A 15,126-nucleotide genomic window follows, 5' to 3' on the forward strand; every position below is an offset into this window, starting at 1 on the left:
GATGCTTGCCTACCTGTTCAAGCGCATTTTGCTGATGATCCCGACGCTGATCGGGGTCATCACGCTGACCTTCGTCGTCATCCAGTTCGTGCCGGGCGGGCCCGTCGAGCAGATGATGCTCGAACTCAAGGGGCGCGGCGGCGGTGGCGGCGAAGCCAGTGGCGGCGGCGCCGAGTACCGCGGCCGCCGTGGCGTCGATCCCGAGAAGATCAAGGAAATCCAGGCCCTGTACGGCTTCGACAAGCCGCCGATCGAGCGCTACTTCCTGATGCTCAAGCGCTTTGCGCAGTTTGACCTCGGCCAGAGCTACTTCCAGCACCGCAGCGTGTGGGAACTGGTCAAGTCCAAGCTGCCGGTTTCGGTGAGCCTCGGGCTGTGGACCTTCTTCCTGACCTACCTGATATCGGTGCCGCTGGGCATTTCCAAGGCGATCCGCGCCGGCAGCCGTTTCGATGTGGTGACCAGCATGATCGTGCTGGTCGGCTACGCCATTCCGGGCTTCGTGCTGGGCGTGCTGCTGCTGGTGCTGTTCGGCGGCGGCACCTTTGTGCAGTGGTTCCCCCTGCGCGGCCTGACTTCCGACAACTGGGACCAGCTTTCGCTGATGGGCAAGGTCATGGACTACCTGTGGCACCTGGTGCTGCCGATCACCGCATCGGTGGTGGGCAGCTTTGCCGTGGTGACCATGCTGACCAAGAACGCCTTCCTCGACGAGATCCGCCGGCAGTATGTGCTGACCGCGCGGTCCAAGGGCTTGTCCGAGCGCAGGGTGCTCTGGAAGCATGTGTTCCGCAACGCACTGATCCCGCTGGTGACCGGGTTCCCGGCGGCGTTCATCGGGGCGTTCTTCACCGGGTCGCTGCTGATCGAAACGCTTTTCTCGCTCGATGGTCTTGGCCTCCTGTCGTATGAGGCCGTGCTCCGGCGCGATTATCCGGTGGTGCTCGGTACGCTCTACCTGTTCACCCTGATCGGTCTGGTGACCAGGCTGATTTCCGACGTCTGCTACGTGCTGGTCGACCCGCGCATCCACTTCGAGGCCCTGCACCGATGAAATTACTCTCGCAAGCGGTGCCGAACGGCCTGCCGCACTCGCCATCCCCGCGGCAGCGGGCCTGGCAGCGCTTCCGGCGCAACCGCCTGGGCTACTGGAGCCTGATCCTGTTTGTCGCGATCTTCGTGCTGAGCCTGTGCGCGGAGGTCCTGTCGAGCAACCGCCCCCTGGTGGTGCGGTACAAGGGCGAATGGTATTTCCCGATCGTGAAGGTGTATCCGGAGACCACGTTCGATGGCGATTTCGCCACGCCGGCCGACTACCTGGATCCCTATATCCGCGACCGTATCACCACCAACGGCAATTTCGCGGTGTTCCCGCTGAACCACTATTCGTACGACTCGCTCAACTATTTCGCCAAGGAACCCAACCCCGCGCCGCCGTCGGCCGATAACTGGCTTGGCACCGATGACCGTGGCCGCGACATCCTGGCGCGCCTGCTCTACGGCTTTCGCGTGTCGGTGCTGTTCGGGCTGGCGCTGACAGTGCTCGGCGTGCTGATCGGCACCCTGACGGGCGCGCTGATGGGCTTCTTTGGCGGGCGCTTCGACCTGTTCTCGCAGCGGGCCATCGAAATCTGGAGTTCCATGCCAGAGCTGTACCTGCTGATCATCTTTGCCTCGATCTTCGAGCCCAGCCTGGCGCTGCTGATCATCCTGCTGTCGCTGTTCGGCTGGATGGGCCTGTCGGACTACGTGCGCGCGGAGTTCTACCGCAACCGCTCGCTCGACTACGTCAAGGCGGCGCGTGCGCTGGGGCTGTCCAATGTGCAGATCATGTGGCGCCATATCCTGCCCAACAGCCTGACGCCGGTGATCACCTTCCTGCCGTTCCGCATGAGCGCGGCAATCCTGGCACTCACCAGCCTGGACTTCCTGGGGCTGGGCGTGCCGCCCACCACGCCCAGCCTGGGCGAATTGCTGGCACAGGGCAAGGGCAACCTGGATGCCTGGTGGATTTCGCTGTCGACCTTCACCGTGCTGGTAGTGACCTTGCTGCTGCTGACGTTCATGGGCGATGCGCTGCGCGATGCGTTCGACACGCGCCTGGGCCTGGCCGCGCTGCGCGGCCGTGTAGCGCCCAAGGTGCCGGCCGGTGCGCCTGCCGGGGCGGGGGCAACGCCATGAACGTGGTGCCGAAGCTTCGCGAATCCGAGGCCATGCCGGCCAGTCCGCCGTCATTGCCGTCACCGGGCGATACGCTGATCTGCGTGGACAAGCTCTCGGTCACGTTCGGCCACGGTGAGGACGCCACGCGCGCGGTGCGCGAGGTCAGCTTCGACCTGCGTGCCGGCGAGCGCTATGCCCTGGTGGGCGAGTCGGGTTCCGGCAAGACAGTGACGGCGCTGGCCATGCTGCGCCTGGTGGAGGACGCCCACTACCACGGGGCGATCCGCTTTGAAGGCCGCAACCTGCTCGACGTGTCGGACCGGGAGATGCGCGCCATCCGCGGTGCGGAGATCGCCATGATCTTCCAGGAGCCGATGACAGCGCTCAATCCCCTGTACACGATCGGCAACCAGATCGTCGAAACACTGGCGCTGCATGAAGGGCTCGATCGGCGCGCGGCGCGTGAGCGTGCCATTGCCTTGCTGGAGCGCACCGGCATCAGCGACGCGGCGCATCGCTTTGACAGTTTCCCGCACCAGCTTTCCGGCGGGCAGCGGCAGCGCGCCATGATCGCCATGGCACTGGCCTGCCGTCCGAAGCTGCTGCTCGCGGACGAGCCGACCACGGCGCTCGACGTCACCATCCGTGCGCAGATCCTGGACCTGCTGCGTGACCTGCAGGCCGAGTTCGGCATGGCGGTGATGCTGATCACCCACGACCTGAACCTCGTACGCGCGTTTGCCCAGCGTGTCGGCGTCATGGAGAAGGGGGTGCTGGTCGAGACGGGCGAGACCGCGCAGGTCTTCGCGTCGCCCCAGCATCCCTATACGCGCAAGCTCATTGACAGCCGGCCACGCCGCGATGTGCTGCCGCTGGTACCGCTGGCGCCGACGCTGCTCGAGGCACGCGGGCTCTGCGTCAACTACTCGCGCAAGCGCAAGGGCATTGCCGGCTGGTTCGGCAAGGACCAGTTCGCCGCCGTCAAGGACGTCGATTTCCAGTTGCGCGAGGGCGAGACCATCGGCATCGTCGGGGAATCGGGTTCCGGCAAGACCACGCTGGCTCATGCTGTGCTGGCGCTGCAGCGCAAGAGCGCGGGCGCCATCCATTTCCTCGGGCGCAGCTTCGACGACGCCACGCGCAAGGACCGCTGCGAGATGCGTTCGCGCATGCAGGTGGTATTCCAGGATCCGTTCGGGTCGCTGTCGCCGCGCATGACGATCGAGCAGATCGTCGGGGAAGGACTGACGTTGCACCAGTCGGGCCTGTCTCGCGACGCCATGCGCCAGCAGGTCATCGAGGCGCTGCGCGAAGTCGGGCTGGACCGCACGGCGCTTGGCCGCTATCCGCACGAATTCTCGGGCGGGCAACGCCAGCGCATCGCCATTGCCCGGGTGCTCATCCTCAAGCCGCAGGTACTGGTGCTCGACGAGCCTACTTCGGCGCTCGATGTCTCGATCCAGCAGCAGGTGCTGGGTCTCCTCTCCCAGTTGCAGCACAAGTACAACCTCAGCTACCTGTTCATCAGCCACGATCTCGCGGTGATACGCGCCATGGCGCACCGGGTCATCGTCATGAAGGCCGGGGAGGTGGTGGAGTCGGGGGAAACCGAGGCAGTTCTCGGCGCGCCGCAACATCCTTATACGTGCAAGCTGATGGCGGCTGCCCAGATTAGTGCGGCCTGAAACCATTGCCGCGCAGCATTCGCACCGCCTCAGGGCGATGTCATGCAATTGTCATGCGAAAAGCAACAATTCAGATGCGAAAACTGAAGTAGGTCATTGATTGGAAAGCTCTTTCCGTCAAATTTGTAACGAACTTTGACAGGCGGGTGACAAGCCTATACCATCCCGCGAGGACTATTTTCGGGGTGGTTGCTCGTCCGCTTTGGGACGGGTCCTGCACGGCTTTTGTGCCCGTATGACTGGCGCGTATCTTGCGTACGGTCGTCCCCGCAATGATTCAGGCATCACCATCCGCGCCGCGGTATTCATACGGCGTGATGGGGATGATTCGAACGATTCATCAGGAGAACCAATGCAGCGATCGGTACTTCATTCCCTGGCACGCGTCGCCGCCGGGATTGCCATTGCCTGCGGTGCGACTGTGTCGAATGGAGTGCTGGCGGATACGGTTTTCAAGGATTCCGATGCCCGCGTCGATGCTTCGGCCCAGCTGGGTGCGGACACGCATGCGGAAGGCAAGCGCGGCTTGCTGTCGTCGGTCGTGAATTCCACCAGCAACGTTGCCAGCAAGGCTGGCGACCTGGTCATGAATGCGCTTGGCCTGATTGGCGTGCGTTACCGCTTTGGCGGCAACAGCCCGGAATCCGGCCTGGACTGCAGCGGCTTCGTCCGCTACGTGTTCCATGACACCTTCGGCTTCATGCTGCCGCGCCGTTCCGTCGAGATCAGCCAGGTCGGCACCACGGTGGCCGTCAATGACCTGCGCCCGGGCGATCTGGTGTTCTTCAACACCATGCGCCAGACCTTCTCGCACGTTGGCATCTATATCGGCGACAACAAGTTCGTGCACGCCCCGTCCACGGGCAGCAAGATCCGTGTTGATGACATGCGTGCCGCCTATTGGGTGACGCGCTACAACGGCGCCCGCCGCATTGAGGACAGCCCGGCTTCGAACCGTGGCGACAGCCTCGGGAACATGGTCGAGACGCTCAAGCGATTCGACCCGAACGCCAGTACGCGCACGCTGTACGGCGGCTGAGACACGCCTGCCAGGCAACAAAAAGGACTGCCCCGGGCAGTCCTTTTTGTTTGCCGGGGCATCCTGGCTATTGCGCCGCCACGGTGCCGGCCGGCTGCAAGCGGGCTTGCTCCAGCCGCTGGCGCAAGGTGGCCATCATCGCGGCAGTGGCTTGTTCTCCGGCCAGTACAGCGCGGTTGCGTGCATTGAAGTCGCTGCCGCCCATGTCGGGCAGCTCGGGGCGGATCACCACGTCCGCGCGGGCCAGCGCCATTCTGTTGATCGACTGGCCCATGATCGCCGTCGTCTGCAGGAGCACGCCGCTCTGGCCGCCATTCTTCTGGCTGGATGGGTCCGCCGAGATATTGACGGCAATGACGAAGTCCGCACCCATGCTGCGTGCCGAATCCACGGGCACCGGCTCGACCAGCCCGCCGTCCACATAGTCCCGCCCCTGGATGGAGACCGGCTGGAAGACTCCTGGCACGCTGCTGGAGGCCCGCACGGCCTGTCCCGTATTGCCGCGGCGGAACAGGATGCGCTCGCCGGTCTTCAGGTCGGTGGCCACGATGCCCAGCGGCAGCTTCATGGCCTCGATCGGACGGTTGGAAACCAGGCGGTTCACATAGTTCTGCAGGGCCTCGCCCTTGAGCCACCCGCCAAAACGGCTGCCGAAGGGCAGGGCCCAGTCGGCGATGGCGGCCTCATCCATCGTCAGCGCGAGCTTGTTGAGTTCGAAGCCGCTCATGCCGGTGGCATAGAGCGCTGCGACCACCGCGCCGGCGCTGGTGCCGGTAACCAGGTCAGGGTGGATACCCTGGGCTTCGAGCGCCTTGATCACGCCGATATGGGCGAAGCCGCGCGCGGCGCCGCCGCCCAGTGCCAGGCCGATCTTGACCGGGCGCGTTGCCGGTTGCGAGGCTACAGGGTTTGCCGGCTGGGTCGGTACGGAAGGACGCGGGCCGAACGAGCAGGCGGAAAGCAGGGTGGCTGCGGAGGCGCCGAGGAAATGACGTCGTTGCATGAATCGATGAATCGGGATGCCAGTGGGTGAGCAGCGGCGGGCGGAACCTGAAATGTGACTTGACCGGCGCAGTGACAAATTGTTTTTGTGACGACCGTTCCTGTGACTCCGCGAAGCATAAATGATTCCATTCGGGGAGGTGACCACGCAGGCCCGGAGGGCGATTGCCGGTCGGCAAGGCCGCCGGCTTCGCTTGCTATAATGCAGCACCAGCATATTCCAGCCTGCGCGCGTCCGCGCGGGCTTTTTTGTTTGTCCCCGACCACCATGACCCAACGCGTCCGCACCCGCTTCGCGCCGAGCCCGACCGGCTTCATCCATCTCGGCAATATCCGCTCCGCGCTTTATCCGTGGGCATTTGCCCGTCGCATGAAGGGCGACTTCGTGCTGCGCATCGAAGACACCGATGTCGAGCGTTCCTCGCAGGAAGCCGTCGACGTGATCCTCGAAGGCATGGCGTGGCTGGGCCTGGATATCGACGAGGGCCCGTTCTACCAGATGCAACGCATGGACCGCTACCGCGAGGTGCTGGCCCAGATGGTCGACAATGGGCTGGCCTATCCGTGCTACATGAGCACGGAAGAGCTGGACGCCCTGCGTGAAGCCCAGCGCGAGCGCGGCGAGAAGCCCCGCTACAACGGCTTCTGGCGCCCGGAGCCGGGCAAGGTCCTGCCGGAGCCGCCGGCCGGCGTGAAGCCGGTGCTGCGTTTCCGCAATCCGCTCGACGGTAGCGTGGTGTGGGAAGACGCGGTCAAGGGCCGCATCGAGATCTCGAACGAAGAGCTGGATGACCTCGTCATCGCGCGGCCCGACGGCACGCCGACCTACAACTTCTGCGTGGTGGTCGACGACCTCGACATGAAGATCACGCACGTGATCCGTGGCGACGATCATGTCAACAATACGCCGCGGCAGATCAACATCATCCGCGCGCTTGGCGGCACGCCTCCGGTCTATGCGCACCTGCCGACAGTGCTCAACGAGAGCGGCGAGAAGATGAGCAAGCGCCATGGCGCCATGAGCGTGACCGGCTATCGCGACGAGGGCTATCTGCCCGAAGCCGTGCTGAACTACCTGGCCCGTCTGGGCTGGGCGCACGGCGACGCGGAAATCTTCAGCCGCGAGCAGTTCGTCGAGTGGTTCGACCTCGAGCACCTGGGCAAGTCCCCGGCGCAGTACAACCCCGAAAAGCTCGCCTGGCTGAACAACCACTACATCAAGGTGGGCGACAACGCGCGCCTGGCCGAACTGACGCGTCCGTTCATCGAGGCGCTCGGCGGCAAGGTGGAGGGTGCGGATCTGGTCGGAGTGATCGCCCTGGTCAAGGACCGGGCCAACACGCTCAAGGAAGTCGCGCAGGCAGCGCTGCTTTTCTACCGCGGCGAGCCGCAGGCGGATGCGGCACTCAAGACCGAGCACCTGACGCCTGAAATCCAGCCGGCGCTGAAGGCGCTGGCGACCCAGCTCGGCGCGCTGCCCGAATGGAAGCGGGAAGCCATCAGCGCCACGTTCAAGGCGGTGTTGGCGGAGTTCGGGTTGAAGATGCCCAAGCTCGCCATGCCCGTACGCCTGCTGGTAGCCGGCCAGCTCCAGACGCCCAGCATTGACGCCGTGTTGGAGCTGTTCGGCCGCGAGACCGTACTGCGCCGCCTTGCCGCTGGCCTGAGCGCATAAAAAGCTGCGAAAAGTCCTGGCGGGGGCTTGCGCTCCGGCCAGGACTTCGCCATAATCTCGTTCTCCCTGCAGCGCGGTCAGTAAGCAAGACCAAGCGGGCGATCTGGAAAGAATCTCGCGGCCGTGAGGCCAAAATCTGCGGAAGCAGAGCTAGAGGAAAACAGATTGGGGGCTTGCAAAAAATCGAGGTTGATATATAATCTCTGCTTCGCTTGAAACGGTGAAATATCCGGTGGGGGCGAATAAGCAAGCAGTAATAAATGGCAGTACCATGGGGCTATAGCTCAGCTGGGAGAGCGCTTGCATGGCATGCAAGAGGTCAGCGGTTCGATCCCGCTTAGCTCCACCAAGATGCCGGAATCATCCGCAGTTTGGATGTTTCCAGACGGAACATGTTGAAAGACAAGTTTCTGTCCCCTTCGTCTAGAGGCCTAGGACATCACCCTTTCACGGTGAGTACAGGGGTTCGAATCCCCTAGGGGACGCCATAACATCGGGCGTAATCAAATGCCTGAATTGCTGCGTCGAGCGAAGCTCGGAGCGGCAGCCGACTAAGGAGTGGTAGTTCAGTCGGTTAGAATACCGGCCTGTCACGCCGGGGGTCGCGGGTTCGAGTCCCGTCCACTCCGCCAAAACTAAACCCACATGGTTAATCCCATGTGGGTTTTTTCTTATAAGTGAGAGGATTATCTGATAATCGCCGAGGCAGAAAATAACTGTTGCGGTTTATATCAAGGCTGTATATAATTCTTTCATTCGCTGAGGCGTTGAGGTAATAATGAAACAGCGAATAAGTAGTATCGTAGTAAATACCGCATACGGGGCTATAGCTCAGCTGGGAGAGCGCTTGCATGGCATGCAAGAGGTCAGCGGTTCGATCCCGCTTAGCTCCACCAGAATTCAGGATGCATCGTAGTTAAAAAGATGCTTCCCAAGCGAAGAAAAGTCAGTTAGAATGACCGACTTCTCAACGCGAGACGGAACGTGTTGAAAGACAAGTTTCTGTCCCCTTCGTCTAGAGGCCTAGGACATCACCCTTTCACGGTGAGTACAGGGGTTCGAATCCCCTAGGGGACGCCATAACATCGGGCGTAATCAAACGCCTGAATTGCTGCATCGAGCGAAGCTCGGGGCGGCAGCCGACTAAGGAGTGGTAGTTCAGTCGGTTAGAATACCGGCCTGTCACGCCGGGGGTCGCGGGTTCGAGTCCCGTCCACTCCGCCAAAACTAAACCCACATGGTTAATCCCATGTGGGTTTTTTCTTTTGCTTTGGCTCAAATGCAAATACTGCTTCGTTGCATCTATCCCGATGCAGGTTCGACCCAGGATAGACGCATGCGCATCAATGCTGTTCCACCGTGCTGATGCGCATGAAGTAGCGCACCAGCAGGAAACCGGCAACGCCCAGGCTCACGCTGTTGGCGATCCAGAAACCCGCGGCGCCACGCGTAAATGCAGGCAGGGTATCAATCAGGCCGAATCCCAGCACATAGCCCCCGCCAATACCGATGCCCCATAGTGAGCCGGCGTAGATCAGTGTCGGAATCAGCGCAATCTTGTAGGCGCGCAGGATAAAGGCTGTCATGACCTGGATGGCGTCAAAGGCCTGGTAAAAGGCGATGAACAGTACCAGTGGCAGCGCGGTGGCCACGACCGCGGCGTCTCTGGTGTAGGCATGCAGCAAGGGCTCGCGCAGCAGCCACAGCATGCAGCCGGTCAGCATGGCGAGAGACGCCGCCAGGCAGATGCCGCGCCACGCAAGGCGGCTCGCGCCGGCCATGTCACGTGCGCCGATCGACTGCGCCACGAGTGTCGACGTGGCGATTGCCAGCGAGAGCGGCAGCATATAGGCCACGGCACCGAGATTGGCAATGATCTGGTGGCCGGCAAGGGTGACGGTACCCATGCGCGTGATGAAGATCGACATGAGCGTGAAAGAGGTGATCTCGATCAGGTAGGTCAACCCCATCGGTACGCCCAGGCGCAGTAGTGCCCGTAGCTGGGCCGGTACCGGCCAGCTCCAGGCCGAGAAGATCTTCAAGGGCCGATAGACCGCGCTATGGCGAAGGATCAGGAGCCCGGCAACGCACCAGCCCCAGCTGATCAGCGTCGAAGCCAGCGCGCAACCAGGGCCGCCCATGGCGGGTATGCCAAGTCCGCCGTTGATGAACCACGCGTTGAGCGGCACCTTCAGGGCCAGGCCAACGATTTGCAGTACCGTCACCATGACCGGGCGCGACAGCGCGTTGTTGAGCGCCGAATAGATGCGGAAACCAAGGGCCGCGGGCAGGCCGAATGCGCCAATATGCAGATACTGGCTGGCCTTGCCGACCAGTTCAGGGGGCGCCTTGGCAAAGGCGAGCAGCGGCTCCGGGAATGCGAGCAGCAGCACGCCGGGAACAGACAGTGCCAGCCCGAGCCAGGCGGCTTGCCTGACCTCGCTGCCGATCTGTTCGCTGCGGCCTGCGCCGTAGAGTTGGCCGGCGATCGGTGCGAGTGCCTGCAGCACGCCCATCAGGCTGATATAGACGGTCACATAGATTGAGCCGCCGAGACCAACCGCAGCCAGGTCGCTTGCGGAGGCGCGCCCGGCCATGACCGTATCCATGACGCCGAACGCGATGACCGCGAGCTGGCCGACCAGTACCGGCGCGGCAAGATGGGCGATACGCCGCAGGTCGTGAAGCAGGTTCATGCCGGATTCGCACAAGCGCATGAATGCGCAGGAGTTCAGCCGGCGGCGGCGGCGCAGCCGCCAGCCATGCCGCCGGCAAGAGGGTTCAGGGCTACTGGGGCAGGCGGCGCCGCGGCAGTTCCGGCCGTGCGTGCGTGGCGCGCGATGTATCGACCAGGCGATACATGCGGAAACGCTCGTCACGGTCGGCGGGCCGGCGGCCTTCCCAGATCAGCCGCCATTCGAAATGGGAGATCTTGCTGGGCTCGCCGTAGTCGGCGCTGTCGTGCCGCAGCAGGATGTCGCAGCCATCGTCGGGGCCGCCGAAGCGGAAATGGCCAAAGTAGGCGAATGACGCGAGCTGGGCATTGCCCATGCGGATCGGCTGTACGCACTGGTACGCGGGCGGCAGCGCCATGGCGGCAGCCTCGACTACGTCGCGGTAGGTCTTGCCGTAATTGATCGACGGCAGCCACAGCGTCATGGCCATGACCCACATCAGTGTGGTGCCGGCGGCGGAGATCACCACCGGGCGCCAGATCTGCTTGGGTGCCCGCGACAGCCGCCAGCGTACGATCAGCACCCAGGCCACCGTCACCAGCAGCGCGAAGATGACGGCGGAAAGCGTGAAGTGATGCTGGAAGCCGGGCAGTTGCCGGAAGACGTTGCGGGCGATGCGCGGTGGCCAGCCCGTGGTCTTGGCGATCCAGAGAAACCACACCGTCCCACCGAAAATGGTGAAGAACAGCAGGGCGAACCAGTCGATCGCGTTGATCACGCCACGTGCGAGCGTGGGCAGCGCAAACGCGCCGAGGATCGCCATGGGCGGCAGCAGCAGGATGAATTGCACGTCCCCGGCGTTGGTCTGCAGGAACAGCAGTACCAGCGTCGGCAGCAGCAGCGCGAGCGGCAGCGCCACATGCGGGGCGCGGCGCATGCCGGCCCAGGCAATCCAGGCCCAGCCTGCGATGGGCCAGACCGGCCACGCATACAGGAACAGGTTACGCATGTTGAAGCCGAACGTCTGCATATTCGGCGCGCCATAGCTGCGCCGGTCATAGCGGGCCCACTCGCGGATGAAGGTCACGGCTTCGGTGCGGTCCGCCGTGCCGAAATAGGCGGTGGCCAGCCATGCCGCCACGATCAGCAGTGCCAGCGGCAGGCCGATAGCCGCCAGCCGCCGCCACGGAAGCGGGGCGCAGACGACAGCGCAGACAGCGGCGGCAGCCAGCAGCGCCAGCGGCAGGATCGGTCCGCTGGCGAGTGTCAGCGCGCCCAGGCCAAGCCCGAACACCAGGCTGCCGTGCACAGGCTTGTCCAGGCTGCGCACCAGTCCATACAGAATCATGGCGATCAGGGCAACCTGGCCGACTTGTGCGGTCGTTTCATGGCCCCGGATGGCCAGCCCCACGCAGGCCAGGAAAACGAGCAGGGCGCCGTCTGCCAGCGTGCGGCCATAGTCGCGCGCGCTGGGCTGGCCGCCGAAGGCATAGGCGAACGGCTGGACCTCGTCGCGGCGCCCGAGCAGGTAGGTCGTGTACCAGATGAAGGCGCAGGTGCCGAAGAAGCACAGCGCCGTGGCCAGGCGCGATGCATCGGGCGCGCCGAGCCAGCCGCCGAACAGGCGGATCATGGCCGCACCGATCCAGAAGACCAGCGGGCCGTCTTCGGTGAAAGGGCGCCCGGCGATGTTGGGCATCAGCCAGTCATGCGGACCACCCGTGGCCAACTGCCACATCACGCCGAAGCCGGCCGCGTCCTCATTCTTCCATGGGTCGCGGTTGAACAGGCCGGTCAGCCCGTAGATGATGCAGATCGCGAGCAGCAGGGCACGCGGCAGCGCGCCCGTTGCGGAGGCGGTCAACTGAACGGGGGAAGTCTTGGCTTCACGCATCGGCGGATGGGGTCAGCAGCGCGGGACGGGCAAGGCTGCTGCAAGCGAGTGGCGGCGCCAGGGCCGGAACGGTATGGAGGGCACAAATACAAAGAGGCAGCCGCTGCTGCCTCTTTGCGGGTCTGCATGGCACCGGAACATCTGTCCGCTGGCGCCACGCAAACGGGTGTTCGCCGGAGCGATTACTTCGCAGCCTTGCCCAGCTTGTTGCCGAACTTCTGGCGGAACTTCTCGACGCGGCCGGCGGTGTCCATGATCTTCTGGGTGCCGGTGTAGAACGGGTGCGATTCCGACGAGACTTCGATCTTGGCCAGCGGGTATTCCTTGCCGTCCTTCACGATCGTGTCCTTGGTCTGGATGGTCGAACGGGTGATGAAGCTGAAGTCGCTCGACATGTCCTGGAACACGACTTCGCGGTAATTCGGGTGGATGCCTTCTTTCATGGTGATTCCTTTCTGGTTGGGTAGCCAGTCCGTTGCGCGCTGCCGGCACAATACCGCGGCGGTGAACGAACCACTTGCCGATTACGGGCAAACTGGAATTATGGCAGAAAAACAATGGCTTGGGAAACACGACCGCAATTTGCGGCGAACCGGTGCGTGCCGGACTCGGAGCCCTAAGCCGACGCGCCGGCGGGATCCTGCCGGAAGAACGTTGCCAGGCATTGATAGATCACTGGCCAGTGACGTTTCAGGCCCGCCGGTTCCACGAAAAATGCTTCAGCCGTCACTGCGAAGAACTCGCTCGGCGCCTCGCAGCCATACGGGTCGATCAGGCGCAGGGCCGGCGGCAGCCGCTCGGGATGCTCCCAGGCTTTCACGGGATGCTGGTCCCAGGTTTCGGCAAAGCGGTCGTACTCGGTCAGGAAGGTTTCGGCCCAGGCTTCGGCGTCGACGTCAGGGTGCAATTGCCGGGAAAACGGTGGCACGCCGTCCGGTTCGCCGTCGAGCATGTCCAGCTTGTGGGCAAATTCGTGGATCACCACGTTATATGTGTCGGCGGGCACATCGTGCCCGGTGTCGAGACCGCCGCCCGGCGTATCGACATCGGGCCAGGACAGGATGACCGGGCCGTGTTCCCACGCTTCGCCGCTGGCTTCCTCGACGATGCCATGCACTAGGCCGATCTCATCCTGCACTGTACGCCGGATGATGAATTCGCCCGGGTACAGCACGATGCCGTGCCAGCCGCGATACCACTCGATGCCAAGCCGCAGGATGGGCACGCAAGCCTGCACCGCGACGGTGACGACCATGTCGTCGGTCAGCGGCAGTTCATGCGCGGTGGAGTATTCCTTCTCGGCGATAAAAAGCGTGGCCAGTTCGCGCAGCGCGCGCAGGTCGTCCTCGGCGTAGCGCTGCACGAATGGCAGTGCCGACACGGTGCGCTCCCACAGCGCATCGGGGATGGCGTAGTGCTCGAGCTTGCGGGCTTTCGAGCGGGTGCGCAGGAATTGGGTCAGTTTGCCGAGCATGGTGCGGTGGGGGCTGAAAGCCGGGGCCGGCCCTGGCAATGCGACAAAACAACAAAACAAAAAAGGCGCGCCGCGGCACGCCTTTTGTTCGCTTGGCAAAGATGCCGGAGGCTTAGCCGCCTCTGCGCATCATATCGAAAAACTCTGCGTTGTTCTTCGTTGCCTTCATCTTGTCCAGGATGAATTCCATGGCCTGGACTTCGTCCATGTCGGAGATGAACTTGCGCAGGATCCAGATCTTCTGGAGGATGTCCGGCTTGATCAGCAGTTCCTCGCGGCGCGTGCTGGACTTGTTCAGGTTGATCGACGGATAGACGCGCTTTTCTGCGAGGCGGCGTTCCAGGTGCACTTCCATGTTGCCGGTGCCCTTGAACTCTTCGTAGATCACGTCATCCATGCGGCTGCCGGTCTCGATCAGCGCGGTGGCGATGATGGTCAGCGAACCGCCTTCTTCCAGGTTGCGCGCGGCGCCGAAGAAGCGCTTCGGGCGCTGCAGCGCGTTGGCGTCCACACCACCGGTCAGGACCTTGCCCGAAGCGGGTACCACGGTGTTGTAGGCGCGCGCCAGGCGGGTGATCGAGTCCAGCAGGATCACCACGTCGCGCTTCAGTTCGACCAGGCGCTTGGCTTTCTCGATCACCATTTCGGCGACCTGCACGTGGCGGATGGCCGGTTCGTCGAACGTGGAGGCCACCACTTCGCCGCGCACCGAGCGCTGCATTTCGGTCACTTCTTCCGGGCGCTCGTCGATCAGCAGCACGAACAGGTCTGCTTCCGGATGATTGTTTGCGATGGCGTGCGCAATATGCTGCAGCATCACGGTCTTGCCGGACTTCGGCGATGCCACCAGCAGCGCGCGCTGGCCGCGCCCGATCGGCGCGATCATGTCGATGATGCGGCCGGTGATGTTCTCTTCGGCCTTGATGTCGCGTTCGAGCTGGAGTGGCCGGTTCGGGTGCAGCGGCGTCAGGTTCTCGAACATGATGCGGTTCTTGACCGCTTCGGGCGGCTGCCCGTTGACCTTGTCCACCTTGACCAGCGCAAAGTAACGCTCGCCGTCCTTGGGCGTGCGCACTTCGCCTTCGATCGAATCACCGGTATGCAGGTTGAAGCGGCGGATCTGCGACGGGCTGATGTAGATGTCATCCGTGCTGGCCAGGTACGAGGTTTCCGGCGAGCGCAGGAAACCGAAACCGTCGGGCAGAACTTCCAGCGTGCCGTCTCCGTAGATGGTTTCGCCCATCTTGGCGCGCTTCTTGAGGATCGCAAACATCAGTTCCTGTTTGCGCATCCGCTGTGCGTTGTCGATCTCGAGCGTTGCCGCCATTTCGAGAAGCGCAGACACGTGAAGCGATTTGAGTTCTGTCAGGTGCATAGACAAGGGGTACAGAAGGCCCGGACGGGCGAGACCTAGAGGGAAGGGGGAAGAAATGAGCGAACGCTCGGGGAAGTTGTTGGTGGCATCTTAGCACAATCCGACCGGCGCGCCAGGGCGTGGCGCACGCACATCGGATCGTGG

The 15,126-nt window shown here is 63.3% G+C and carries 11 protein-coding genes and 6 tRNA genes; 11 read left to right on the forward strand and 6 right to left on the reverse strand.

What is annotated here, in order from left to right:
* The first annotated feature begins 1 nt into the window (after position 1).
* The 4 genes from LDO29_RS03580 to LDO29_RS03595 all read left to right on the forward strand — a co-directional run bounded on the left by LDO29_RS03580 (position 2) and on the right by LDO29_RS03595 (position 4,887).
* Positions 2–1,054: a microcin C ABC transporter permease YejB gene (locus LDO29_RS03580; RefSeq protein WP_224078403.1), complete on the forward strand. Its 1,053-nt coding sequence runs from the start codon at positions 2–4 to the stop codon at positions 1,052–1,054.
* Positions 1,051–2,181, forward strand: a complete 1,131-nt coding sequence (locus tag LDO29_RS03585; RefSeq protein ID WP_224078404.1) for an ABC transporter permease — start codon at positions 1,051–1,053, stop codon at positions 2,179–2,181. Before LDO29_RS03580 ends, LDO29_RS03585 begins: the two co-directional genes overlap by 4 nt.
* A gap of 32 nt (positions 2,182–2,213) precedes the next feature.
* Positions 2,214–3,848: an ABC transporter ATP-binding protein gene (locus LDO29_RS03590; protein ID WP_224078458.1), complete on the forward strand. Its 1,635-nt coding sequence runs from the start codon at positions 2,214–2,216 to the stop codon at positions 3,846–3,848.
* A gap of 352 nt (positions 3,849–4,200) precedes the next feature.
* Positions 4,201–4,887: a C40 family peptidase gene (locus LDO29_RS03595; protein ID WP_224078405.1), complete on the forward strand. Its 687-nt coding sequence runs from the start codon at positions 4,201–4,203 to the stop codon at positions 4,885–4,887.
* A gap of 67 nt (positions 4,888–4,954) precedes the next feature.
* Here LDO29_RS03595 and LDO29_RS03600 read toward each other — a convergent pair whose 3' ends face one another.
* Positions 4,955–5,890, reverse strand: coding sequence for a patatin-like phospholipase family protein (locus LDO29_RS03600; RefSeq protein ID WP_224078406.1), 936 nt, complete (start codon positions 5,888–5,890; stop codon positions 4,955–4,957).
* Between the two features lie 267 nt (positions 5,891–6,157).
* Between LDO29_RS03600 and gltX the strand changes: the two genes are divergently transcribed.
* From gltX to LDO29_RS03635, 7 genes are all read left to right on the forward strand, one after another.
* Positions 6,158–7,564: a glutamate--tRNA ligase gene (gene gltX / locus LDO29_RS03605; RefSeq protein WP_224078407.1), complete on the forward strand. Its 1,407-nt coding sequence runs from the start codon at positions 6,158–6,160 to the stop codon at positions 7,562–7,564.
* Between the two features lie 273 nt (positions 7,565–7,837).
* A tRNA-Ala gene (locus tag LDO29_RS03610) sits at positions 7,838–7,913 on the forward strand.
* 63 nt (positions 7,914–7,976) lie between these two features.
* A tRNA-Glu gene (locus tag LDO29_RS03615) sits at positions 7,977–8,052 on the forward strand.
* Positions 8,053–8,119: 67 nt separating this feature from the next.
* Positions 8,120–8,196, forward strand: a tRNA-Asp gene (locus tag LDO29_RS03620).
* A gap of 188 nt (positions 8,197–8,384) precedes the next feature.
* A tRNA-Ala gene (locus tag LDO29_RS03625) sits at positions 8,385–8,460 on the forward strand.
* Positions 8,461–8,568: 108 nt separating this feature from the next.
* Positions 8,569–8,644, forward strand: a tRNA-Glu gene (locus LDO29_RS03630).
* A gap of 67 nt (positions 8,645–8,711) precedes the next feature.
* Positions 8,712–8,788 (forward strand) — tRNA-Asp (locus LDO29_RS03635).
* 119 nt (positions 8,789–8,907) lie between these two features.
* Here the strand turns inward: LDO29_RS03635 and LDO29_RS03640 are convergent.
* The 5 genes from LDO29_RS03640 to rho all read right to left on the reverse strand — a co-directional run bounded on the left by LDO29_RS03640 (position 8,908) and on the right by rho (position 14,982).
* Positions 8,908–10,260 carry an MATE family efflux transporter gene (locus tag LDO29_RS03640; protein WP_224078408.1) on the reverse strand — a complete coding sequence of 451 codons (1,353 nt, stop codon included), beginning with the start codon at positions 10,258–10,260 and terminating at the stop codon, positions 8,908–8,910.
* Between the two features lie 91 nt (positions 10,261–10,351).
* Positions 10,352–12,133: an ArnT family glycosyltransferase gene (locus LDO29_RS03645; protein ID WP_224078409.1), complete on the reverse strand. Its 1,782-nt coding sequence runs from the start codon at positions 12,131–12,133 to the stop codon at positions 10,352–10,354.
* 182 nt (positions 12,134–12,315) lie between these two features.
* Positions 12,316–12,576 (reverse strand): type B 50S ribosomal protein L31, encoded by a 261-nt coding sequence (locus LDO29_RS03650; RefSeq protein WP_012353195.1) that lies wholly within the window; start codon positions 12,574–12,576, stop codon positions 12,316–12,318.
* A 173-nt stretch (positions 12,577–12,749) separates the two neighbouring features.
* Entirely contained in the window at positions 12,750–13,607 is an 858-nt protein-coding gene (locus LDO29_RS03655) for a M90 family metallopeptidase (protein ID WP_224078410.1), read from the reverse strand.
* Between the two features lie 112 nt (positions 13,608–13,719).
* Entirely contained in the window at positions 13,720–14,982 is a 1,263-nt protein-coding gene (gene rho, locus LDO29_RS03660) for a transcription termination factor Rho (RefSeq protein ID WP_224078411.1), read from the reverse strand.
* Positions 14,983–15,126: the final 144 nt, after the last annotated feature.

The organism is Cupriavidus laharis, from assembly GCF_914271435.1.
Taxonomy (GTDB): domain Bacteria; phylum Pseudomonadota; class Gammaproteobacteria; order Burkholderiales; family Burkholderiaceae; genus Cupriavidus; species Cupriavidus laharis.